A 22557-nucleotide genomic window follows, 5' to 3' on the forward strand; every position below is an offset into this window, starting at 1 on the left:
CATAGAGGGAGGATACCCCAAGGCCGCCCAAAAAACAGGCGTAAACCCGGCAAATGTTGCTTTCGGGCCAATGAAGGAAGGGTGGGAAGTGATGCCTGAAACAAGTATAATGTCGGCAAATCGAAATACAGCAAGACCAGTCAGCTCGTGCACAGTATTCCTTTAAACCGCAGCTACGCTGCATTCTTCACGCCCCCACTATGTTGATTCTGCCGGGTTCCAACGCCCTGTCCTCTTTCCGTAGCCAACGCCTCCTCAACCAGCTCCAAGCAGTCCTGCCGGCCATTACGTCGGTCCAAGCCCGCTTTATCCACTTTGTCGACTCCGCGTCGCCCCTGACCGAAGACGACCTGAACCGCATGAACGGCCTGCTGACCTATGGCGAGCCGGCCTTGCCGGAGCATGCTGAAGGCGTGGTGGAAGAGTTTGTCGTCATTCCCCGTTTCGGCACCATTTCGCCCTGGGCTTCCAAGGCCACCGATATCGTGCACAACTGCGGCATGGCGCATATCCACCGGGTGGAGCGCGGCGTTGCCTACCGCATCAACCTGAAGGGCGGCATCCTGGGCACCGGCCTGGGCGCTGCCAAAAAGCTGGACAGCGAGCAGGCGCAAGCCGTCGCGGCGCTGCTGCACGACCGCATGACCGAATCGGTGCTGCGCCACCCGGACCAGGCTGCCGGCCTGTTCTCGAGCCTGGAAGCCAAGCCGCTGGAATCGATCGACGTGATGGGCGCCGGCCGCAACGCGCTGGAAAAGGCCAATACCGACCTGGGCCTGGCGATGTCGGACGACGAGATCGACTACCTGCTGGAAGCGTTCACCAACGCCCGGCGCAACCCGACCGACGTTGAACTGATGATGTTCGCACAGGCGAACTCGGAGCACTGCCGCCACAAGATCTTCAACGCCGACTGGACCATCGACGGCGTGGCGCAGGACAAGTCGCTGTTCAAGATGATCAAGAACACGCACGAGAAGAACCCGCGCGGCACCATCGTTGCCTATTCGGACAACTCCTCGATCATCGAAGGCGCGCAAGTTACCCGCTTTTACCCGCGCGAGGGCCATGAATATGCGCCTTCCACCGAGCTGGTGCACACCCTGATGAAGGTGGAAACCCACAACCACCCAACCGCTATTTCCCCGTTCCCTGGCGCCTCCACCGGCGCCGGCGGCGAAATCCGCGATGAAGGCGCGACCGGCCGCGGCTCCAAGCCGAAAGCCGGCCTGACCGGCTTCACCGTCTCCAACCTGATGATCCCTGGCGCCGTGCAGGCCTGGGAAAACGCCGCCAACGTCACCGCTCCGGTCGGCAAGCGCGACGAAAGCCAGGTGTACGGCAAGCCGGAACGCATCGCTTCGCCACTGCAGATCATGATCGAAGGCCCGCTGGGCGGCGCCGCGTTCTCGAACGAATTCGGGCGCCCGGTGCTGGGCGGCTACTTCCGCACCTACGAACAGAATATCGGCCAGCAGTTCGCCGGCGGCAAAGACACGGTGATGGGCTACCACAAGCCGATCATGATCGCCGGCGGCATCGGCAATATCTCCGCAGCGCATACCCACAAGAACGACATCCCGGTGGGCAGCCTGCTGATCCAGCTGGGCGGTCCCGGCATGCGCATCGGCATGGGCGGTTCGGCTGCTTCTTCCATGGCGACCGGCACCAACACCGCCGACCTGGACTTCGATTCAGTCCAGCGCGGCAATCCGGAAATGGAGCGTCGTGCCCAGGAGGTCATCAACGGCTGCTGGCAACTGGCTGACAAGAACCCGATCATCTCGATCCACGACGTGGGCGCAGGCGGCCTGTCCAATGCCTTCCCCGAGATCACCAATGACGCCAAGCGCGGCGCGATCTTCGACCTGCGCAAGGTGCCGCTGGAAGAATCCGGCATGGCCCCGAAGGAAATCTGGTCCAACGAGTCGCAGGAACGCTATGTCCTGGCCATCGCTCCGGGCGACCTGGCCGTGTTCCAGGCGCTGTGCGAGCGCGAGCGCTGCCCGTTCGCCGTGGTCGGCGTGGCAACTGAGGAACGCCAGCTGAAGGTGATCGACCAGGAGATGGGCAATAATCCGGTCGACATGCCGATGGAAGTCCTGCTGGGCAAGCCGCCAAAGATGCACCGCGACGTGAAGCATGTGCAGCACGACCTGCCGGCCATCGACCTGACCGGCATCCAGCTGGAAGAGGCCGCCAAGCGCGTGCTGCTGCTGCCAACCGTGGCCGACAAGAGCTTCCTGATCACCATTGGCGACCGCACCGTGGGCGGCATGTCCGTGCGCGACCAGATGGTCGGCCCGTGGCAGGTTCCTGTGGCCGACTGCGCCGTGACCACCCTGAGCTACGAGGGTTATGTCGGCGAGGCGATGGCAATGGGCGAGCGCACCCCGCTGGCCGTGATCGACGCAGCGGCTTCCGGCCGCATGGCGGTGGGCGAGACTGTCACCAACCTGGCAGCCGCGCCGATCAACGATATTTCCGACATCAAGCTGTCGGCCAACTGGATGGCTGCCTGCGGCCAGCCAGGCCAGGATGCGGCCCTGTTCGACACCGTCAAGGCAGTGGGCATGGAGCTGTGCCCGGCGCTGGGCCTGTCGATCCCGGTCGGCAAGGATTCCCTGTCGATGCGCACGACCTGGAAGGACGAAGGGGCGGACAAGGCGGTGATTTCGCCGGTTTCCCTGATCGTTTCCGGCTTCTCGCCAGTGTATGACGTGCGCAAGTCGCTGACTCCGCAAATCCGTACCGACCTGGGCGAAACCGCCCTGATCGTGATCGACCTGGGCCGCGGCAAGAACCGCATGGGCGCCTCGGCGCTGGCGCAAGTCATGGGCCAGCTGGGCAATGCCGCGCCGGACGTCGATTCGCCGCAAGACCTGAAAGCCTTCTTCCACGCCATCCAGCAACTGAACAAGGAAGGCAAGCTGCTGGCTTACCACGACCGTTCCGATGGCGGCCTGTACGCAACCCTGGTGGAAATGGCCTTTGCCGGCCGCGCCGGCCTGTCGGTCAACCTGGACATGCTGACCCTGGGCGAAGAAGGCAGCATGGACCATGGCGACGCCAAAAACTGGGCCGGCCAGGTGGCGGAGCGGCGCAATGAGCTGACCCTGGCGGCGCTGTTCAACGAAGAACTGGGCGCCGTGATCCAGGTGCGCGCCGAAGAGAAGTCGGCCGTCATGGATGTGCTGCGCAGCTTCAACCTGGGTGCCTGCAGTCACATCATCGGCAAGCTGAACGACCGTGGCGTGATCGAGTTCACCCGCGACGCCAAGATCATCTATTCGCAGCCGCGTGCCGAGCTGCACCGCCTGTGGAGCGAAACGAGCTGGCGTATTTCCCGCGTGCGCGAAAATCCAGCCACTGCGGATGCCGAATACGAGCGTCTGCTGGACGAGACCGATCCAGGCATGCAGCCGAAAATCGCTTTCGACATGGCGGAGAATGTCGCAGCGCCGTTCCTCGCGACCGGCGTGCGTCCGCGCGTTGCCATCCTGCGCGAGCAGGGCGTCAACTCCCATATCGAAACGGCATGGGCAATGCACCGCGCCGGCTTTAGCGCCGTTGACGTGCACATGAGCGACCTGATCTCGCACCGCGTCGCGCTGGCCGATTTCCAGGGCATTATCGCGGTCGGCGGCTTCTCCTACGGCGACGTGCTGGGCGCCGGCGAAGGCTGGGCCAAGTCCATCTTGTTCAATCCCGAAATGGCTGAACAGTTCGCCGCCTTCTTCCAGCGCAAGGATACCTTCGGCCTGGGCATCTGCAACGGTTGCCAGATGATGTCGAACCTGAAATCGCTGATTCCGGGCGCCCATGCATGGCCGAAGTTCACCACCAACAAGTCGGAGAAATTCGAGGCACGCTTCTCGATGGTGGAAGTGCTGGATTCGCCATCGATCTTCCTGCAAGGCATGGCCGGTACCCAGACCCCGATTGCCATCGCGCACGGAGAAGGTTTCGCCGATTTCAGCCAGACCGGCAATATCGATGAAGCGATCGGCGCCTTGCGTTTCGTCGATAACAAGGGCAGTGCCACCGAAACCTACCCGTACAACCCGAACGGTTCGCCACGCGGCCTGACCGCGGTGACCACGCCTGACGGCCGCTTCACCGTGATGATGCCGCACCCGGAACGCGTTTCCCGCACGGTGCAGAACTCCTGGCACCCGGACGGCTGGGGCGAGGATTCGCCTTGGGCGCGTATGTGGGGCAACGCGCGCAAGTTCATCGCTTAAGGGCTTATCCGCGCCGCCGGCGGGCCGCCAGCAAGGCGGCTACGCCGCCGAGCATCAACCAGGCCCCGCCCGGGGCCGGCACCTGGGTCGCGTCGACGAACTGGAAGTCGTCGGCGACCCAGTTTCCGTTGAGCTGTCCGAGTTCGCGCCGGTCGATGCGGTATCCGGTGATCGGTCCCAGGGCGGCGAAAATGCTGGTGTCGACGAAGGATAGCGGCTCGGGCAGTCCGGGATGACTTTCCGGCAAGTCGAATACGACCGAGGCTAGCTCGCTCACACCGTTCAGAGCGACGATCGTGACCTGGTCCGCGCCGCCTTCGCCAAACCCGTAATACTGGTTGCGGCCGAACCATGCGCCTGTCAGCACCTTGTCCGTGGTGATGGTCAAACCGGACCCACCATCCGCATTGGAAACGAAATAACGGCCGGAATGTGGGATGCCGAATAAGGGGCCGCTCGGTCCTCCAACGCGATATTGGTCACCGACGACGCCGAAGCGGGAATCCCAGGTAATGCCCTGATATTCGAGGCTGGCGCTTGAATTGGTCCATTGGATGCCGGTTGCACTATCGCGGGCCGGCGGAAACTGAAGATCGTCAAAGGTGGCGATGACGCCTGCCATGGCGGGAGATGCGGTGATCAAAACGCCGCTGACGATTAAACGCTGTAATGCGAGCTTATTCATTTCCAGCCTCCTTTTTAGTTGTCACGAGTTTAACGCGTCATTTTGAGGGGCGGCAATTGTCCGTATTAATGCTGTTGTTTTAGCGTCGGCCTGAAACTTCCGGATTGCACGCCAACTTCTGGCGTGTATATGCCAGATGCCGGCTTAGCTTCCGGGCGCGAGGTGCCTGGCGGCCTCGCGAATGCTCAATTTCGACAATGCGGTCTTGTTTTCACTAATGAATTGAGCGACATTATGTGGCGCGTGGCGCGCATAATCGCGCAAGGCCCAGCCAATTGCTTTCTGAATGAAGAATTCATTTTCATGGCCGAGCGCCAGTGAGTAGCGGAATAAGCGCATCTCGTCGGTTTTTTCGCGCCAGCCCAGCTGGTGGAGCAGGGCGATTCGCTGCATCCAGAAGTTATCGTGATTTAGAGCCGAATCCATGCCATGGTGCTCGAAACGCAGCACGTCGCCAATGATGCCGGCCATTCCATCCACCGAATCCCACCAGGATTTGCGCAATACAAAGCGCAGTAATTCCGGCACATCGCCCGCATTAAACTGTTTCCAATGTGCAGCCATCAGGTCCAGGGCTGCATATTGGTATTCGCGTTCGGGCAATTGCCAGAGCTCGTGGGAAATGCCGATCAGCTCGGCCGACGAGGCTGCTTTGAAAGCCTGCACCAGGGGCTTGATTGCGCCGCGCCGCGCCGGGGTGGCAATGCCGAGGAAGGGAAACTGGTCGCGCATATAGGCGCCCATCGCTGGAGCCCGGGTGGCATCGGCCAGCGGGGCAAGGGCGGAGGTGAAGTCTTTGATCGTTGGCATAATAAAAAAGCGCCCCGTGGGGCGCTCGGTCAAGGCGGCCGCTGCAGGCACACCAGGGAATTACTGTACTTTGGCCTTGGCAACCAGCTGGTCACGGTAGGCCGCCACTTTACGCTGGGTCAGGGACTCGGCGATCTGTGGCTTGACTTCTTCCAGCGACGGCACCTTGGCGGCGCGCGAGCCTTCCAGCTTGATGACGTGGTAGCCGAACTGCGATTGCACTGGCTTGTCGGTGATCTGGCCGTCTTTCAGGGCGACCATGGCGTCAGCGAACGGTTTCACGTAGTTGCCCGCTGCCGCCCAGTCCAGGTCGCCGCCGTTGGCAGCCGAACCAGGGTCTTGCGAGGCCTTGGCCAGTTCTTCAAACTTGGCGCCGCCCTTTAGCTTGGCGATGATGTCGGTCGCTTCCTTCTCGGTCTTCACCAGGATGTGGCGGGCGTGATATTCCTTGTCGCCCTTGGAAGCTTTGAACTGTTCGTAAGCGGACTTGATTTCGGCATCGCTGACCGGATTTTTCTTCACATAATTCACCAGCAGGGCGCGGATGATGATTTCCTGGCGGGCTTGTTCCAGGGCTTCTTTCACTTCCTTGTTGGCAGCAACGCCTTGCTTGGTGGCTTCCTGCACCAGCACTTCGCGGCCGATCAGGGATTTCTTGATCATGTCGCGCAGTTGCGGCGAGTCCGGCTGGCCTTGGGCAGCAGCTTGCTTGACAGCGGCTTCCATCTGGGACGATGGGATAGCTTTACCGTTCACGGTAGCGACGGTCTGGGCAAAAGCTGGAGTAGCTGCAACTGCGATCAGGGCCAACAGCAGGGTGGCTGGTTTAAATTTCATTGAGTGTTTCCTTAGTTAAAATAAATCCGGCGCCGCTCGGGCGCCGGATCGGGTCCGTGACGGATTATTGTACTTTGGCTTTCTTAACCAGCGATTCCTGATAGGCCTGCAGTTTCTCGCGCATCAGGGAATCGGCGATACGTGGCTTCACTTCTTCCAGCGGCGGCAGCTTGACCGGACGGGTGTCGTCCACCTTGATCACGTGGAAACCGCTTGGGGTTTGCACCGGCTTCTCGGTTACCTGGCCTTTTTGCAGGGCGGTGAACGCATCAGCGAAGACTTTAGGGAAATTCTTTGGCGTACCCCAGTCCAGGTCGCCGCCATTGGCTGCGGAGCCGGTGTCCTTGGAGTTTTTGGCCAGGTCTTCGAACTTGGCACCGCCTTTCAGTTTGGCGATGATGTCGGTCGCTTCTTTTTCGGTCTCGACCAGGATGTGGCGCACGTGGTATTCCTTGTCACCCTCTTCGGCAACTGCACGGTCATAGGCGGCCTTGATGTCGGCATCGCTGATCGGGTTCTTCTTCACGTAATCAGCGGCCAGGGCGTTCAGCATGATGTCCTGGCGGGCCTGTTCCAGAGCGGTGGTAACGTCCTTGCTCTTGGCCAGGCCTTGCTTTTCGGCTTCCTGGATCATTACTTCGCGGCCGATCAGGGACTTCTTGATCATTTCGCGCAGTTGTGGGGTGTCTTGCTGCTGACCTTGGGCAACGACTTGCTTGACCAGGGCGTCAACTTTGGCGGTCGGGATGGCTTTGCCATTGACGACAGCGGCGTTCTGGGCGAAAGCTGGTGCAGCGGCAACGGCGATAAGTGCGAGCAGCAAGCGGGCTGGCTTGAAAGTCATTTAGTTTAATTCCTAGGGAAAGTTTACTGAATTGCGGGGATTTTGGGCTGGTTCGCCGAGATGTCTCTACTATTCAACGATCGAGGTTCTTTTTGATGTTTCCCAAAAACTCCGCGCATATCATACTTCGGACGGTGCCAGTGCGGTAATGGCCAATGCATGAATTTCTTTATGCATCATATCGTGCACGGAATCATACACCAGACGATGGCGCATGACGAGTTTCACACCCTCGAATTTAGCGGAGACAATTTTCAGCCTGTAATGGCCACCGCCAGAGGCCGCACCGGCATGGCCGGCGTGCATCGCCGATTCATCGTCCAGTACAATTTCCGTTGGTGCAAGCGAGGCTTCCAGGCGCTCGCGAATCCTGGCCAAGCGCGGGTCCGTCATACTTCATCCTTAATATGTTTAGAAAGGTAGAAAGCCTGGGCGATAAAGAACACCAGCATCAAGCCGGTAACGCCGAACGCCTTGAAATTGACCCAGGCGTCGTTATCCGACTTGAACAGGATGAAGGCGACAAACAGGTTGACGAAACCGAGCACCAGCCAAAAGGTAATCCACATGAAATGCAGGCGCACCCAGACATGTTCGGGCAGCTGCACCTGCTTTTCCATCGCCAGGCGAATCATGTTCTTATCGAAGAAGCGGTAAGCTACCAGCATGGCGGTGGCCAGCGACCAGTAGATAATGGTCGGTTTCCATTTGATAAAGTCATCGTCGTGGAAATAGATCGTCATGCCGCCGAATACGATAAACACTACCAGGGAAACCCATAGTGCACCGTCGACTTTCTTGCGGCGAGCTAAGAGATATAACACCTGGGCGGCGGTGCCGATAATGCCGACAATCGTGGCCACCACAATCGGCGCCTGGGACGCCGGTATTGCGCCGCCGGCTACCAAGCCGCCCAGGTTGGCATTCAGCATGGCATGTGCCGCTTCCTGGTGGCTGCCAGCGAATTTATAGCTGACAAAGAACAGAATCAGCGGGAACAGGTCAAAAATAATCTTCATCTTTATCAGGGCATTGGTTCAAAGCGCAGCGAGGCCGAATTAATGCAATAGCGCAATCCGGTTGGCGGCGGACCATCGGGGAAGACGTGGCCCAGGTGGGCGTCACATACTGCACAGATGATTTCGGTGCGCAGCATACCATGCGACCGGTCCGTTTTCTCGATGATATTCGCTGGATTGAGGGCCTTGAAGTAGCTCGGCCAGCCGCAGCCGGAATCGAACTTGGCGTCCGATTCGAATAGTGGGGTGTTGCAGCACACGCAGGTGTAAATGCCGTGCTCGTGGTGGTCCCAGAATTTACCTGTGAATGCACGCTCGGTGGCTGCGTGGCGGGTCACCTGGTACTCCATCGGATCGAGCTGGGCACGCCATTCGGCGTCGGTCTTGACCACTTTGTCATTCATCTTAATATCTCAGGAAGAGCAGCTGACCGAAAGCTGGCTGGACCAGTCCGGCGGGAAGCCTGCATATTGTTCATTTTCGGGTTGCTCGTCGAAGGGGCGCGCTAGCAGGGCCAGCAGGCGCTCAACTTCGGAAAAGTCCTTATTCTGGGCCCTTTCGATGGCGACCTGTGCCATGTAGTTTCGCAGCACATACTTGGGGTTGACCTGATCCATCGCAAGTTTTCGAACGGCATCGTCGCTGTTTTCGGCTCGCAGGCGCGCACGATAAGCTTCGGCCCAGGTGTCGAACGCCGGGCGGTCAATGAACAGGTCGCGCAGTGGTTCGTCACCTTCCGCGCTGCCAGCACGCAAGCCGCTCAGGCGGCGGAAGAAAATCGTGAAATCCGTGTGGTTGGCCTGCAGCACAGCGAATAATCCGTCCAGCAATTCGCGGTCGCCTTCCTGCGTGCTTGTCAGTCCGAGTTTGGCGTGCAGCAGCTTGTCAATATGGCGGGCGAACTCGGGCTGGTAGACGTCCAGCGCTTCCTGCGTCAGCTCGACTTCGCCGATCAGTGGCAACAACGCCTGCGCCAGGGCGTAGCAGTTCCAGTGACCGATTTGCGGCTGGTTGGAGTAGGAGTAACGGCCGTGATCGTCGCTGTGGTTGCAGATCTGATTGGCGTCGAAGCCATCCATGAAGCCGAAGGGGCCATAATCCAGGGTTTGCCCCAAGATCGACATATTGTCGGAGTTCATTACACCATGCATGAAGCCGACTGCTTGCCAGTGCGCGATCATGCGTGCCGTGCGGCGGGTCACTTCTTCCAGCAACGCTGCGTAGGGGTTTTCCTCCTCGCGCAGGGAAGGATAGAAGCGGTCGATAACGTAATCGGCCAATTGCTTCAGTTCTTCCGGCTTGCGGTTGTAATACCAGTGTTCGAAAGAGCCGAAGCGGATGAAGCTGGGCGCCATGCGCACGACGACGGCTGCTGTTTCGATCGATTCGCGTACCACGCCCTGGTCCGAGCCGACTACCGACAAGGCGCGGGTGGTGGGAATGCCGAGGCCATGCATCGCTTCCGAGCACAGGAACTCGCGGATGGACGAACGCAGCACGGCGCGCCCATCGCCCATGCGGGAGTAGGGCGTCATGCCAGCCCCTTTGAGCTGCAATTCCATCGGGCCTTCTGCCGTGGCGATATCACCCAGCAGTATGGCGCGGCCGTCCCCAAGTTGTCCGGCCCAGACGCCGAACTGATGGCCGGAATAAACAGCTGCCAGGGGCGTGGAGCGTTCAGCCACGCGGTTGCCGATCAGTATCTCGACAGCTTCCTGCGTTGCCAGCGCGGCCGGATCGCTGCCGATCAGGCGCGCCGCGGAAGGGCTGATGGCGATGAGATAAGGCGCCGGCAATGGCGTCGGCATCAGGTGCGTGTAGAACGCAGGCGGCAAACCTGCGAAAGAATTTTCAAACTGGAAGTTAGTCGCGCTCATGTCAGCGCATTGTAACGCAGGCGCCGACTTGCCGCGTGTGTCCTAAGGGAAAGCTAAGTATCTGCAAGGAACCACTAAATTCTTGATTTTTAATGGCTTTCTGTCGGAAAGTCTTACACTTGATGACTGCGAAATCAAACTGCTGAGAGTAACTCTTTGAATCTAATGGCCCGCTACCATTAGGCATGCTTTATGCCTCCACCTAAGTTGCAACTAACAAAAAGGGGGTGTCATGAAACGCTTAAATCGAATGATTGCCACGATTGCCGCAGCTGCGGCGTTGTGCAGTCCGCTTGCCCAGGCCACAACCTGGACCCTGTTTTTCAACAATGCTGGACTCTACACAAACAATGGAACCAATCCGCCTTTGATGCCGGGGATGACCGACACCGATACTTGGGCGACACTAACCTTTACCGATCATAACACCAGCGTTGTCGACATCACCCTTCATGTGTTGTCTGGCGTTATGCAGCCCGGACCTTATGTCAACGACTGGTGGTTTAACGGAAATGCGTTGGCCCAGTCAGCGACTTTCCTTAACGTCGGTGGGGTTGATGCCAACCTGACAATTTGCCCGAACTGCTCCAACGGTGCAGCATCTGGTAAATATGATGGGGTCTTCCACTTTGCGAACGCCAACCCTGGTGAGTTGGGGCAAGGTAACACTTCGTCATGGACCGCAACGATCGACTCTGGGATTCTTTCGGTGTCAGACTTCCAGTTCTTGTCAGCCCCCCAAGGAGGACAGGATGAATATTATGCAGCAATTCACGTTCAGGGAAGTGGCGTTTCTGAGAAGGGTGGCGCTTGTGTCCCAGGTGAGACCGACTGTGAGCCACCGCCTGAATGCCCCCCAGGCGACACCAGTCCTGAATGCGGTGGCGGGGAACAGGAAGTTCCAGAGCCTGCAACGCTGGTCATCCTCGGTACCGGCATGCTGGGCATGGCGCTAGCAAGGCGTCGTCGTGTTCGCTGATCGAAATAACTCCCCAAAAAAACGGCAGCCGCGGCTGCCGTTTTTCATGGTCGCGATGCTTATTTGCGTACGCTGACGGTGCTGGTGGAGGTGTTGCCCGCGCGGTCGCGTGCCACGGCCTTCAGGGTATGGCTGCCATTGCTCGGCTTCCAGCTGTAGGACAAGCTCGAGCCGCTACCGGAAGTGGCCAGCGCGCCATCCACGTACAGCGACATCGAAATGCCCGCCGCACCGCTGTTGTCCGATGCATTCACGGTAACGTTGACGTTGCCGCGCACCGTGCCGCCATTGGTCGGGTTGGTGATGCTGACCTTGGGAGCGATGGTGTCGGTCGTTGGCGTAATCGTGGTCGTGGTGTTCGACACGTTCACACTGATCGGTGTGGAGGCGGCCACGTTGCCGGCTGCATCATAGGCGATCGCGGTCAGCGTAGCCATGCCGTTTGCTACGCCTTTCGAGTCCCAGGAGAAGCTGAACGGGCTGCTGATATCGCTGGCGACCACGGTGCTGTTGACTTTCAACTCTACGCGCGTCACGCCGACGTTATCCGAAGCGTTGACGTTCACTGCCACCGTACCCGATACCGTGCTGCTGCCCAGCGGGGCGGCAATGGCAACCGTGGGGCGGGTGGTATCGGCCGTGGTGACGGTGCCGGTGGCTTTCGCGACTGCCGCCGCGGCATTGACGCGGCCGTAGCCGAAGTAGATGTCGCGGCCGGCAGTGCCCAGGTCGACAGCAGTGGTGTACAGGATGTTCTTCACCTGGTCCGCGCTCAGGGAAGGATTGGCCGACATTACCAGCGCTGCCACGGCAGCAGCGACCGGGCTGGCGAAGGAGGTGCCGTTGACGGCGCCGTAGCCGCCGCCCTGCACGGTGGTGTAGATGCCCGAGCCAGGCGCCGACAGCGAGACGAAGGAACCGTAGCTGGAGAAGCTGGAACGGTTGTCGGCGGAATCGGTGGCCGAAACGGCAATCATGGTCTCGGTCGGGGTAAAGCCTTCATTGCGGTTGTAGTTGCCTGCCGAGACGAACAGCAGGCCGCCTTTGCCCTTCAGGTAGTTGGCGGCGCTTTGCACGGCCGAGCTGGTTGGGACGTTGGCGTAGCTGATGTTGACGACGCGGGCGCCATGGTCGGCGGCCCAGGTCACGCCGCTGGCCATGGTGGAGAAGTAGGCGTAGCAGGAACCGGAGTTGTTGTAGGCGATACGCACCGGCATGATCCTGGCCTGGCCGGCGACACCGGCGACACCGATTGCATTGTTCGAAGCGGCGGCAGCGGAGCCGGCAGCCTTGGTGCCGTGGCCGCAGACGTCGGCCGTGTTGGTGTTGTTGTCGTAGCTGTTGTAGCCCGCGACCAGGCGGCCGGCGAAGTCCGGATGGCTGGCATCGATGCCGGAGTCCAGGATGGCGATGGTAATGCCGCTGCCCTGGGTCTTGTCCCAGGCAGTGTTCGCGCCAATCTTGTTGATATGCCATTCGCTGCCCAGGTATGGGTCGTTGGTCGTGGCACTGACTTCGACACGCTGGTCCAGTTCAGCAAACTTGAAGTGGGGATTGTGCTGCAACTTGTTTGCCAGGGCCTTCTCGGAGCCATGCGGCACTTCGATCACGTGGATGTTGCTTTGGCCAAGCTTGTAGGCTTTGCCTGCGCCATGGGCTTTCAGGCTCTTGGCGAATTCATCGATGGTCAGGCCGGCTTGCGGCTCGACCAGGAGACGGCCTTTGGCAAATTCGGGTTCGCCGTGGTTTGGGGCGGAAAATGCCAGTGGGGTTGCAGCAGCGAGGATGAGGGCGATGCAGGTGCGGTTCTTCATTAAAAGCGAGTCCTGTTTTCAAGGTTTCAGAAAAAGGGACTGCCGGCCGCCCCGGACAGGGGGGTTGAAGAGCACACCGGGGACTTCAGGGTCACCTGTGTATCTGGCAGTCCAGCCGTCATAGACGCCATGGCGTCGTTAGACCGTTGACTTTGCGTCCCGTGCTTTCGCGCGGTTTGCCTTTGTCAGACTTCAGGGAAGATAGTAATAGACGATTTGCCGTGTGGCAAATGAATTTTCTCGAAAATTACATCCTGAAACAAATCGGCCTGAGCATTTGTGCAAAGTTGGCTTGCAAGATTGTAGCGATTAATAATATTCAGTCAAATCAATGAGTTAACTAATGGCGCGCAGAAATGGTTATTAACTCGTTTTCATTTGATCGGCAATTAATGCTTATTTCTTTGAGATAATAAAAAAGCCCGGCCGAAGCCGGGCTGAAACAGGGTTCGTATTAATTAGCGGGTCACTTGCACGCTGGTGGTAGTGGTATTGCCGGCAGCATCTTTGGCGACAGCCTGGACGGTGTGGGTGCCGGCAGCGATCTTGCGGGTGTTCCAGCTGTAGGACAGGGAGGAACCGGCGCCGGACGCCTTCAGCTGGCCGTCGATGTAGAGGCTCATGTTGATGCCGGCGGCGCCGCTGTTGTCGGAAGCATTCAGGTTCACGCTGACGGTGCCGGAAACCATGCCCGAGGTCGGGTTGGCGATGACGAGCACAGGAGCGGTGGTGTCGGCCACGACAACTGGTGCGGCGTTAGCGACGTTGACGGACACGGTGCTCGAGCTGGCAGCATTGCCTGCGGCGTCATAAGCGATGGCCACCAGGTTGTGCATGCCGTTGGCGACGCCTTTGGAGTCCCAGCTGAAAGCGTAGGGGCCGGCGTTGTCGGAAGCGACCACGGTGCCGTTCACCTTCAGGTCGACGCGGGCCACGCCCACATTGTCGGCGGCGTTCACGCCGACCGAAACCAGGCCGGAGACGGTGCTGCCGCCAACCGGGTTGGCGATGGCAACGGTCGGTGCGGTGGTGTCAGGCGCTGGCATGGACTTGGCGGCAGCAACAGCGGCGGCGGCATTGACGCGGCCGTGGCCGAAGTAGATGTCGCGGCCGGCAGTGCCCAGGTCGACAGCAGTGGTGAACAGGATGTTCTTCACCTGGTCGGCGCTCAGGGAAGGATTGGCCGACATTACCAGGGCTGCCACGGCAGCGGCGACCGGGCTGGCGAAGGAGGTGCCGTTGACGGCGCCGTAGCCGCCGCCCATCACAGTGGTGTAGATGGCCGAGCCAGGCGCCGACAGCGAGACAAAGGCGCCGTAGCTGGAGAAGCTGGAGCGGTTGTCGTAGGCGTCGGTGGCCGACACGGCAATCATGGTGTCGGTCGGGGTGAAGCCTTCGTCGCGGTTGTAGTTGCCGGCCGAGACGAACAGCAAGCCGCCTTTGCCCTTCAGGTAGTTGGCGGCGCTTTGCACGGCCGAGCTGGTTGGGACGTTGGCGTAGCTGATGTTGACGACGCGGGCGCCATGGTCGGCGGCCCAGGTCACGCCGCTGGCCATGGTGGAGAAGTAGGCGTAGCAGGAACCGCCGTTGTTGTAGGCGATACGCACCGGCATGATGCGGGCCTTGTTGGCGACGCCGGCCACGCCGACGGCGTTGTTGGCGGCAGCAGCGGCGGAGCCGGCGGCCTTGGTGCCGTGGCCGCAGACGTCGGCGGTGTTGGTGTTGTTGTCGTAGGAGTTGTAGCCGGCCACGGTGTTGCCGGCCAGGTCAGGGTGGGCCGAATCCATGCCCGAGTCCAGGATGGCGATGGTGACGCCGGCGCCTTGCACGCTATCCCAGGCGGTGGACGCGCCGATCTTGTTGATGTGCCATTCGCTGCCCAGCATCGGGTCGTTGGTGGTGGCGGATACGGCCACGCGCTGGTCCAGTTCGGCGAACTTGAAATGCGGGTTGTGCTTCAGCTTGTTGGCGATGGCTTTTTCCGAACCATGCGCGACGTCGATGACGTGAATGTTGCTCTGGCCCAGCTTGCGTGCCTTGCCGGCGCCGTTGGCCTTCAGGAGCTTGGTGAATTCTTCCACGGTCAGGCCGGCGCGCGGTTCCACGATGATGCGACCGGCGGCGAAATCTTCGCTTTGGGCGGCGAAGGCTGGAGCGGCCAGGGTAGCGATGGCGGTAGCGATTGCGGCGGAGAAGGTGGTGATGGTTTTCATGGTGCGAGTCCCTGTTTTCAAAAAATAAAAAAACGAGGACTGCCCGCCGGTCTATGCCGGTAGAAGACTGCATCACAACCCGCACAGGCGACCAGGCGCCCATGCTGAGGGGATACTTTTGTCTGGCAGTCCTGCCGTCATGGAGCCGAAGCTCTTTAGACCGATGACTTTGCGTCCCACCGTTTCCAGTGGTTTGCCCTTTTCAGATCTTGCTGTACGGAATCTTATGTCGCTAATTGCCGCATGGCAAGCACAATTCTTAAAACTTTTTTTGAATGTCGCAATTAAGTCTGAAATTAAAGAAATCTTCGTTAACTCAATGGCTTGGTTTATTTCCTATGGTCACTTTTACTTTCGAAGTCTCAATAATGATAATAAATAAAAAAGCCCGGCCGAAGCCGGGCTGAAACAGGGGTTCGTATTAATTATCGGGTCACTTGCACGCTGGTGGTAGTGGTATTGCCGGCAGCATCTTTGGCGACAGCCTGGACGGTGTGGGTGCCGGCAGCGATCTTGCGGGTGTTCCAGCTGTAGGACAGGGAGGAACCGGCGCCGGACGCCTTCAGCTGGCCGTCGATGTAGAGGCTCATGTTGATGCCGGCGGCGCCGCTGTTGTCGGAAGCATTCAGGTTCACGCTGACGGTGCCGGAAACCATGCCCGAGGTCGGGTTGGCGATGACGAGCACAGGAGCGGTGGTGTCGGCCACGACAACTGGTGCGGCGTTAGCGACGTTGACGGACACGGTGCTCGAGCTGGCAGCATTGCCTGCGGCGTCATAAGCGATGGCCACCAGGTTGTGCATGCCGTTGGCGACGCCTTTGGAGTCCCAGCTGAAAGCGTAGGGGCCGGCGTTGTCGGAAGCGACCACGGTGCCGTTCACCTTCAGGTCGACGCGGGCCACGCCCACATTGTCGGCGGCGTTCACGCCGACCGAAACCAGGCCGGAGACGGTGCTGCCGCCAACCGGGTTGGCGATGGCAACGGTCGGTGCGGTGGTGTCAGGCGCTGGCATGGACTTGGCGGCAGCAACAGCGGCGGCGGCATTGACGCGGCCGTGGCCGAAGTAGATGTCGCGGCCGGCAGTGCCCAGGTCGACAGCAGTGGTGAACAGGATGTTCTTCACCTGGTCGGCGCTCAGGGAAGGATTGGCCGACATTACCAGGGCTGCCACGGCAGCGGCGACCGGGCTGGCGAAGGAGGTGCCGTTGACGGCGCCGTAGCCGCCGCCCATCACAGTGGTGTAGATGGCCGAGCCAGGCGCCGACAGCGAGACAAAGGCGCCGTAGCTGGAGAAGCTGGAGCGGTTGTCGTAGGCGTCGGTGGCCGACACGGCAATCATGGTGTCGGTCGGGGTGAAGCCTTCGTCGCGGTTGTAGTTGCCGGCCGAGACGAACAGCAAGCCGCCTTTGCCCTTCAGGTAGTTGGCGGCGCTTTGCACGGCCGAGCTGGTTGGGACGTTGGCGTAGCTGATGTTGACGACGCGGGCGCCATGGTCGGCGGCCCAGGTCACGCCGCTGGCCATGGTGGAGAAGTAGGCGTAGCAGGAACCGCCGTTGTTGTAGGCGATACGCACCGGCATGATGCGGGCCTTGTTGGCGACGCCGGCCACGCCGACGGCGTTGTTGGCGGCAGCAGCGGCGGAGCCGGCGGCCTTGGTGCCGTGGCCGCAGACGTCGGCGGTGTTGGTGTTGTTGTCGTAGGAGTTGTAGCCGGCCACGGTGTTGCCGGCCAGGTCAGGGTGGGCCGAATCCATGCCCGAGTCCAGGATGGCGATGGTGACGCCGGCGCCTTGCACGCTATCCCAGGCGGTGGACGCGCCGATCTTGTTGATGTGCCATTCGCTGCCCAGCATCGGGTCGTTGGTGGTGGCGGATACGGCCACGCGCTGGTCCAGTTCGGCGAACTTGAAATGCGGGTTGTGCTTCAGCTTGTTGGCGATGGCTTTTTCCGAACCATGCGCGACGTCGATGACGTGAATGTTGCTCTGGCCCAGCTTGCGTGCCTTGCCGGCGCCGTTGGCCTTCAGGAGCTTGGTGAATTCTTCCACGGTCAGGCCGGCGCGCGGTTCCACGATGATGCGACCGGCGGCGAAATCTTCGCTTTGGGCGGCGAAGGCTGGAGCGGCCAGGGTAGCGATGGCGGTAGCGATTGCGGCGGAGAAGGTGGTGATGGTTTTCATGGTGCGAGTCCCTGTTTTCAAAAAATAAAAAAACGAGGACTGCCCGCCGGTCTATGCCGGTAGAAGACTGCATCACAACCCGCACAGGCGACCAGGCGCCCATGCTGAGGGGATACTTTTGTCTGGCAGTCCTGCCGTCATGGAGCCGAAGCTCTTTAGACCGATGACTTTGCGTCCCACCGTTTCCAGTGGTTTGCCCTTTTCAGATCTTGCTGTACGGAATCTTATGTCGCTAATTGCCGCATGGCAAGCACAATGCTTAAAACTTTTTTTAGATGTCGCAATTAAGTCTGGAATTAAAGAAACATATATTGATCTAATGGTTTTGAATATTTCCGATGGTCACTTTTACATTCGTAGTTACAATAATGCTTTTAAATAAAATGCCCGGCAAGTGCCGGGCTAAAGGGGGGTATTCAGGTATCGGTCCATTATCTGGAGGCATTGGCGACATTCACTTGTACGACGCGGGAAGCAGTAACATTGCCGGCTGCATCGTAGGCGATGGCAAGCAGTCCGTTCATGCCATTCGATACGCCTGTGGAATCCCAGCTGAAGCCAAATGGGCTGGAACTGTCGGATGCGACCAGGGTGCCATTTGCCCTCAGTTCGATGCGTGACACGCCCACATTGTCCGACGCCGCCACGTCGACCGGTACCAGGCCCGATACGGTGACGTTCGCTGCCGGCTTGGCGATGGAAACGCTCGGCGGTGAGGTATCGCGCGCTGGCGCAGCCTTGGCCGCGGCGACGGCGGCTGCGGCGTTGACCCGGCCATAGCCGAAGTAGATGTCGCGGCCGGCGCTGCCAAGATCCACGGCGGTGCTGAACAGGACGCCCTGCACCTGGTCTGCAGTCAGGGCCGGATTGGCGGACATGACAAGTGCGCCGACGGCAGCAGCAATAGGGCTCGAAAAGGACGTACCGTTCACACCGCCATAGCCGCCGCCTTTGACCGTGGTAAAGATTCCGGCCCCCGGAGCAGACAAGGCCACGAACGCGCCATAACTGGAAAAGCTGGCGCGCGTGTCATTGGTGACGGTCGCCGAAACCGGAATCATGGTGGGAGTGGGGGTAAAGCCTTCGTCGCGGTTGTAGTTGCCTGCTGAAACGAAAAGCAAGCCGCCTTTGCTGCGCAGGTAATTGGCTGCGCTCTGGACGGCCTGGCTGTCAGGCACGCCCGTGAAACTGATATTGGCAATCCTGGCGCCGTGGTCGGCAGCCCAGGTGAGGCCGCTGGCCATAGTGGAGGTATAGGCGTAGCAAGCGCCGCCACTGAGAAAGGCGATGCGGATGGGCATGATCCTGGCTTTGCCAGCAACGCCCGCCACACCCAGCGCATTATTGGTTGCCGCGGCTGCGGAACCGGCGACCTTGGTGCCGTGGCCGCATAAGTCGGCGGTATTCGTGTTGTTGTCGTAGCTGTTGTAGCCCGCGGTGAGGTTCGCTGCCAGGTCGGGGTGGCTGGCATCGACGCCGGAATCGAGTATCGCAATGGTGACACCCGAGCCCTGTGCCGTATCCCAGGCCGTGTTGGCTGCGATCTTGTTGATATGCCATTCGCTGCCGAGATAGGGATCGTTGGCAGTGGCGGCGATTGGCAACACCCGGTCCAGCTCGGCGAACTTGAAATGCGGGTTGTTTTTGAGCTTGTTGACCATGGCTCTTTCCGAGCCCTTGGCCAATTCAATGATATGGATATTGCTGTTGCCCAGTCTTAAAGCCCTGCGGCTCCCATCCGGGGCAAGCATCCTGGACATGGCACTGGCTGCCAGTCCGGCCCGGGGTTCCACCAGGATGCGGCCGGGAGCAAACCATTCTGGCTGGTCAGCGAAGGCCCGGACTGAAAAGGCGGCGAGGGCAAGGACAACAATAGATTTCATGGTGCGAGTCCTTTTCTTGAACACGTATCAGAATCCAGAATCCGATATTAGGCTCGCGGCAGTTGCCTCGCAAGCGCTATTGACGGTTTATTGCGTAAAATCAGATACTTACAATATTCAAGTGATGAAAAGCTGCGCACGACCGTACTATTTCTGGGGTATAGTATCTGCTCGGCACCACCACCAATCTAAGAAAGAAGAGACAATCCATGAGCGCAGATTACGCAGTCCACGGTTCCATTGCCGTCATTTCACTGAACAATCCTCCGGTTAACGGCCTCGGCTTGGCGACCCGTACGGCCGCGATCGAAGGCATTCGCCGGGCGCAAGAGGATAGTGCGGTCAGGGCTGTGGTGCTGACCGGCGCCGGCAAGGCATTTTCCGGCGGGGCCGATATCAAGGAATTTAACTCTCCCAAGGCGCTGACCGAGCCGACCTTGCATAGCCTGATCCGCGCGGTCGAAGGATGCAGCAAGCCGGTGGTGGCTGCCATCCATTCGGTTGCCATGGGGGGCGGCCTGGAACTGGCCCTTGGCTGCCATTACCGCGTTGCATTGCCCGGTGCCCAGATTGCTTTGCCTGAAGTGAAACTTGGCCTCTTGCCGGGTGCCGGCGGCACCCAGCGCTTGCCGCGTGTGCTTGGCCTGGAAATGGCGCTGAATATGATTGTCTCCGGCACGCCAGTGCTGTCGGAAAAGCTGGCCGATACGGCGTTGTTCGACAAGCTGCTGCCTGCCGGTGCCGATTTGCTGGCCGAAGCGAAGGCGTTCGCCGAGACCATCGCCAATGTGCGCCCGCTGCCGAAAGTGCGCGACCGCAAAGTCGATTATCCGAACCATGAGGCTTTCCTTCAATTCAGCCGCAATACGGTGAAATCCGTCGCTGGTCCGTTCCCGGCGCCGCTGGAGTGCCTGGAAACCGTGGCGGCTTCGGTGAGCATGGAATTCGAAGCCGGGCTGAAGTTCGAGCGCGAACGCTTCCTGCACCTGATGCAGACCACGGAATGCAAATCGCTGCGGCATGCCTTTATTTCCGAGCGCGCGGCCAGCAAGATTCCTGATGTGCCGGCCGAGAACCCGGTGCGTGAGATCCGCAAGGCGGCAGTGGTTGGCGCCGGCACCATGGGCGGCGGCATTGCAATGAACTTTGCCAACGCCGGCATCCCGGTCACGCTGCTGGAAACTACACAGCAGGTGCTGGACAAGGGGTTGGCGACCGTGCGCAAGAATTACGAAAACACCCTGAAAAAAGGCAAGCTGAGCCAGGAGAAATTCGAGCAGCGCGTCGCCTTGATCGGCGGCACCCTCGATTACGCCGCCATTGCCGATGCCGACATTGTGATCGAAGCCGTATTCGAGGACATGGGCGTGAAGGAAGCCGTATTCCGCAAGCTCGATGAGGTAATGAAGCAGGGGGCGATCCTGGCCTCCAATACCTCCACCCTGGACCTGGACAAGATTGCCGCATTCACCAGCCGTCCGCAGGACGTGGTTGGCACGCATTTCTTCAGCCCGGCCAACGTCATGAAGCTGCTGGAGGTGGTACGCGGCAAGGCAACCGGCAAGGACGTGCTGGCGACCACCATGGCGCTGTCGAAGAAGCTGAAAAAGACCGGAGTTGTTTCCGGTGTGTGCGACGGTTTCATTGGCAACCGCATGATCGAACAGTACTTCCGCCAAGCCGGTTTCCTGCTGGAGGAGGGCGCTTTGCCGGAGCAAGTGGACAAGGCGATCGAGAAGTTCGGCTTCCCCATGGGGCCGTTCCGCATGAGCGACCTGGCCGGCAACGATATCGGCTGGTACATCCGCAAGCGCCGCTACGTCGAAAAGCCGGAAGTCGTGTATTCCAAGACCGCCGACCTGCTATGCGAGATGGGCCGCTTTGGACAGAAGACAAGCGGCGGCTGGTACGACTACAAGGAAGGCGATCGCCAGGCCTATCCAAGTCCGGTCGTGAACGAGATGATCGTCAGGCATTCGGCAGAGCTTGGCGTCGAGCGCCGTCCGATCGGCGAGCAGGAGATCGTCGAACGCCTGGTCTACGCGCTGGTGAATGAAGGCGCCCTGATCCTCGAAGAAGGCATCGCCTTGCGCGCATCCGACATCGATATGGTCTACCTGACCGGCTACGGTTTCCCGCTGTATCGCGGCGGCCCAATGTTCTATGCCGATACGGTGGGCCTGGCCAATGTGCTGGGAACTATTGAGCAGTTCGCCCAAAGGCGCCACGGTGAGGCGTGGAAGCCGGCGCCGCTTCTGGTTAAGCTGGCCGCCGAAGGCAAGGGTTTCAATAGTTGAGGCCGGTGTACAGAACTTTTGCAAAAGGGGAACAACCGTCAGCTAAAACATGTAAAATTCGCAATTCTTGAACCGATAGGAAGTGATGATGATCAAAGTTTTCATTGCAGCTGCGTTGTCCCTATTATTTGTTGGCTGCGCCAATGTTGCGGAGCCGGCTGTCGGCGGGCAGCAGCACGCATCGCAAGATGAAATGGTGGAGCAGACCGGCTCGCACCTGAAGCGCAAGCGCCAGACCGGGAACGTGGACGTGATTGACCGTGATGCCATTCAGCGCGCTGGCCGTCCGCACCAAGGGGCTTCCTCGGCAGGCAAGTGATCAGGCAATGTGCTTGCGCATGCGTGACAGCGGTACCGAAACCTTGCCTGGCAGCGCCAGCGCAAAATCTTCCACCGGCTTGAAACCGCAGGCAGCGTAGAGCGGCACGCCTGGCATGGTGGCTGCAAGTTCCATAACCAGGAATCCTGCCTGCGCCGCCTCGCGCTCGCAGTGTTCCATCAGCATGCGGCCCAGTCCCTGGCGCGGCACCGATGGATCGACAAAGAAGGCCCGGATGCGGGCAGGCTGGGTCGCCGGATCGAGCAGCGGGTCCGGCCCCGTCTTGTGGCGGTCGCCGCCAAACAGCGTCGCGCGCTTGCTCCAGCCGCCGCAGGCCCGCAGTTCGCCATCGCGCTCGATGACAAAGTAGGTGCCATCGTCCACCAGTTGGCTATCGACGCCGAACACGTGGCGCGTCACTGCGGCGGCCTGCTCGTCCGTATAGAAACCCTTGCTGAGTTCAATGCCCGAGCGCCGGATCAACGCTTCCATGGCCGGAATATCGGCTGTTGTGGCGGCGCGCAGGGTGGCTGGATTTGTCATTCGGAAATGCTAT

17 protein-coding genes and 3 riboswitches are annotated in these 22557 nt (G+C 60.0%); of the genes, 4 read left to right on the top strand and 13 right to left on the bottom strand.

The annotated features are described in order from the left end of the window. Window positions 1–200 precede the first annotated feature (200 nt). On the top strand, window positions 201–4244 hold the full coding sequence (gene purL / locus ACWBU6_RS15675) for a phosphoribosylformylglycinamidine synthase (RefSeq protein ID WP_452644341.1): 4044 nt from the start codon (window positions 201–203) through the stop codon (window positions 4242–4244). A gap of 4 nt (window positions 4245–4248) precedes the next feature. Here the strand turns inward: purL and ACWBU6_RS15680 are convergent, their stop codons facing one another. From ACWBU6_RS15680 to ACWBU6_RS15715, 8 genes are all read right to left on the bottom strand, one after another. Beyond that, window positions 4249–4929: a hypothetical protein gene (locus ACWBU6_RS15680; protein WP_452644342.1), complete on the bottom strand. Its 681-nt coding sequence runs from the start codon at window positions 4927–4929 to the stop codon at window positions 4249–4251. A gap of 144 nt (window positions 4930–5073) precedes the next feature. Then, window positions 5074–5772 (bottom strand): DNA alkylation repair protein, encoded by a 699-nt coding sequence (locus ACWBU6_RS15685; RefSeq protein WP_452644343.1) that lies wholly within the window; start codon window positions 5770–5772, stop codon window positions 5074–5076. Between the two features lie 27 nt (window positions 5773–5799). Next, window positions 5800–6576: a peptidylprolyl isomerase gene (locus tag ACWBU6_RS15690; protein ID WP_452644344.1), complete on the bottom strand. Its 777-nt coding sequence runs from the start codon at window positions 6574–6576 to the stop codon at window positions 5800–5802. Window positions 6577–6640: 64 nt separating this feature from the next. Then, the gene (locus ACWBU6_RS15695; RefSeq protein ID WP_452644345.1) at window positions 6641–7420 is read right to left on the bottom strand and encodes a peptidylprolyl isomerase; all 780 of its coding nucleotides are present in this window, start codon (window positions 7418–7420) and stop codon (window positions 6641–6643) included. A gap of 120 nt (window positions 7421–7540) precedes the next feature. Next, complete coding sequence (locus ACWBU6_RS15700) at window positions 7541–7813, bottom strand: BolA family protein (protein ID WP_452644346.1); 273 nt, start codon at window positions 7811–7813, stop codon at window positions 7541–7543. Further along, window positions 7810–8439: a septation protein A gene (locus tag ACWBU6_RS15705; RefSeq protein ID WP_452644347.1), complete on the bottom strand. Its 630-nt coding sequence runs from the start codon at window positions 8437–8439 to the stop codon at window positions 7810–7812. Before ACWBU6_RS15705 ends, ACWBU6_RS15700 begins: the two co-directional genes overlap by 4 nt. A gap of 5 nt (window positions 8440–8444) precedes the next feature. Then, window positions 8445–8843, bottom strand: a complete 399-nt coding sequence (gene msrB, locus ACWBU6_RS15710) for a peptide-methionine (R)-S-oxide reductase MsrB (protein ID WP_452644348.1) — start codon at window positions 8841–8843, stop codon at window positions 8445–8447. A 9-nt stretch (window positions 8844–8852) separates the two neighbouring features. Next, a complete protein-coding gene (locus ACWBU6_RS15715) occupies window positions 8853–10316 on the bottom strand; it encodes a protein adenylyltransferase SelO (protein WP_452644349.1) in 1464 nt (487 codons plus the stop codon). Between the two features lie 232 nt (window positions 10317–10548). Here ACWBU6_RS15715 and ACWBU6_RS15720 point away from each other — a divergent pair, with 232 nt between their 5' ends. After that, window positions 10549–11295, top strand: coding sequence for a PEP-CTERM sorting domain-containing protein (locus ACWBU6_RS15720; protein ID WP_452644350.1), 747 nt, complete (start codon window positions 10549–10551; stop codon window positions 11293–11295). 59 nt (window positions 11296–11354) lie between these two features. On the opposite strand, the gene ACWBU6_RS15725 is transcribed toward ACWBU6_RS15720, so the two are convergent. The 4 genes from ACWBU6_RS15725 to ACWBU6_RS15740 all read right to left on the bottom strand — a co-directional run bounded on the left by ACWBU6_RS15725 (window position 11355) and on the right by ACWBU6_RS15740 (window position 19385). Beyond that, entirely contained in the window at window positions 11355–13109 is a 1755-nt protein-coding gene (locus ACWBU6_RS15725; protein ID WP_452644351.1) for a S8 family serine peptidase, read from the bottom strand. A gap of 102 nt (window positions 13110–13211) precedes the next feature. Then, window positions 13212–13300, bottom strand: a riboswitch (cyclic di-GMP riboswitch). A 267-nt stretch (window positions 13301–13567) separates the two neighbouring features. Then, entirely contained in the window at window positions 13568–15322 is a 1755-nt protein-coding gene (locus ACWBU6_RS15730; RefSeq protein WP_452644352.1) for a S8 family serine peptidase, read from the bottom strand. Window positions 15323–15443: 121 nt separating this feature from the next. Further along, window positions 15444–15530: riboswitch (cyclic di-GMP riboswitch) on the bottom strand. A 217-nt stretch (window positions 15531–15747) separates the two neighbouring features. After that, window positions 15748–17502 carry a S8 family serine peptidase gene (locus ACWBU6_RS15735; RefSeq protein ID WP_452644352.1) on the bottom strand — a complete coding sequence of 585 codons (1755 nt, stop codon included), beginning with the start codon at window positions 17500–17502 and terminating at the stop codon, window positions 15748–15750. A gap of 121 nt (window positions 17503–17623) precedes the next feature. Further along, window positions 17624–17710: riboswitch (cyclic di-GMP riboswitch) on the bottom strand. A 223-nt stretch (window positions 17711–17933) separates the two neighbouring features. Next, window positions 17934–19385, bottom strand: coding sequence for a S8 family serine peptidase (locus ACWBU6_RS15740; protein ID WP_452644353.1), 1452 nt, complete (start codon window positions 19383–19385; stop codon window positions 17934–17936). 209 nt (window positions 19386–19594) lie between these two features. Between ACWBU6_RS15740 and ACWBU6_RS15745 the strand changes: the two genes are divergently transcribed. Both ACWBU6_RS15745 and ACWBU6_RS15750 read left to right on the top strand, forming a co-directional pair. Further along, window positions 19595–21682 carry a 3-hydroxyacyl-CoA dehydrogenase NAD-binding domain-containing protein gene (locus ACWBU6_RS15745; RefSeq protein WP_452644354.1) on the top strand — a complete coding sequence of 696 codons (2088 nt, stop codon included), beginning with the start codon at window positions 19595–19597 and terminating at the stop codon, window positions 21680–21682. 85 nt (window positions 21683–21767) lie between these two features. Beyond that, entirely contained in the window at window positions 21768–22001 is a 234-nt protein-coding gene (locus tag ACWBU6_RS15750; RefSeq protein ID WP_452644355.1) for a hypothetical protein, read from the top strand. Here ACWBU6_RS15750 and ACWBU6_RS15755 read toward each other — a convergent pair whose 3' ends face one another. Beyond that, on the bottom strand, window positions 22002–22544 hold the full coding sequence (locus tag ACWBU6_RS15755; protein WP_452644356.1) for a GNAT family N-acetyltransferase: 543 nt from the start codon (window positions 22542–22544) through the stop codon (window positions 22002–22004). It abuts the gene before it with no gap. Between the last annotated feature and the right edge of the window lie 13 nt (window positions 22545–22557).

It is taken from the genome of Pseudoduganella sp. HUAS MS19 (genome assembly GCF_053615455.1).

What these genes read in the sequence shown, in the direction of transcription:
- ACWBU6_RS15690 (WP_452644344.1), bottom strand. Translation starts at nt 6,576, where the DNA reads ATGAAATTTAAACCAGCCACCCTGCTGTTGGCCCTGATCGCAGTTGCA.
- ACWBU6_RS15735 (WP_452644352.1), bottom strand. Translation starts at nt 17,502, where the DNA reads ATGAAAACCATCACCACCTTCTCCGCCGCAATCGCTACCGCCATCGCT.
- ACWBU6_RS15715 (WP_452644349.1), bottom strand. Translation starts at nt 10,316, where the DNA reads ATGAGCGCGACTAACTTCCAGTTTGAAAATTCTTTCGCAGGTTTGCCG.
- ACWBU6_RS15740 (WP_452644353.1), bottom strand. Translation starts at nt 19,385, where the DNA reads ATGAAATCTATTGTTGTCCTTGCCCTCGCCGCCTTTTCAGTCCGGGCC.
- ACWBU6_RS15750 (WP_452644355.1), top strand. Translation starts at nt 21,768, where the DNA reads ATGATGATCAAAGTTTTCATTGCAGCTGCGTTGTCCCTATTATTTGTT.
- ACWBU6_RS15700 (WP_452644346.1), bottom strand. Translation starts at nt 7,813, where the DNA reads ATGACGGACCCGCGCTTGGCCAGGATTCGCGAGCGCCTGGAAGCCTCG.
- ACWBU6_RS15705 (WP_452644347.1), bottom strand. Translation starts at nt 8,439, where the DNA reads ATGAAGATTATTTTTGACCTGTTCCCGCTGATTCTGTTCTTTGTCAGC.
- ACWBU6_RS15755 (WP_452644356.1), bottom strand. Translation starts at nt 22,544, where the DNA reads ATGACAAATCCAGCCACCCTGCGCGCCGCCACAACAGCCGATATTCCG.
- msrB (WP_452644348.1), bottom strand. Translation starts at nt 8,843, where the DNA reads ATGAATGACAAAGTGGTCAAGACCGACGCCGAATGGCGTGCCCAGCTC.
- ACWBU6_RS15720 (WP_452644350.1), top strand. Translation starts at nt 10,549, where the DNA reads ATGAAACGCTTAAATCGAATGATTGCCACGATTGCCGCAGCTGCGGCG.
- ACWBU6_RS15745 (WP_452644354.1), top strand. Translation starts at nt 19,595, where the DNA reads ATGAGCGCAGATTACGCAGTCCACGGTTCCATTGCCGTCATTTCACTG.
- purL (WP_452644341.1), top strand. Translation starts at nt 201, where the DNA reads ATGTTGATTCTGCCGGGTTCCAACGCCCTGTCCTCTTTCCGTAGCCAA.
- ACWBU6_RS15695 (WP_452644345.1), bottom strand. Translation starts at nt 7,420, where the DNA reads ATGACTTTCAAGCCAGCCCGCTTGCTGCTCGCACTTATCGCCGTTGCC.
- ACWBU6_RS15730 (WP_452644352.1), bottom strand. Translation starts at nt 15,322, where the DNA reads ATGAAAACCATCACCACCTTCTCCGCCGCAATCGCTACCGCCATCGCT.
- ACWBU6_RS15680 (WP_452644342.1), bottom strand. Translation starts at nt 4,929, where the DNA reads ATGAATAAGCTCGCATTACAGCGTTTAATCGTCAGCGGCGTTTTGATC.
- ACWBU6_RS15725 (WP_452644351.1), bottom strand. Translation starts at nt 13,109, where the DNA reads ATGAAGAACCGCACCTGCATCGCCCTCATCCTCGCTGCTGCAACCCCA.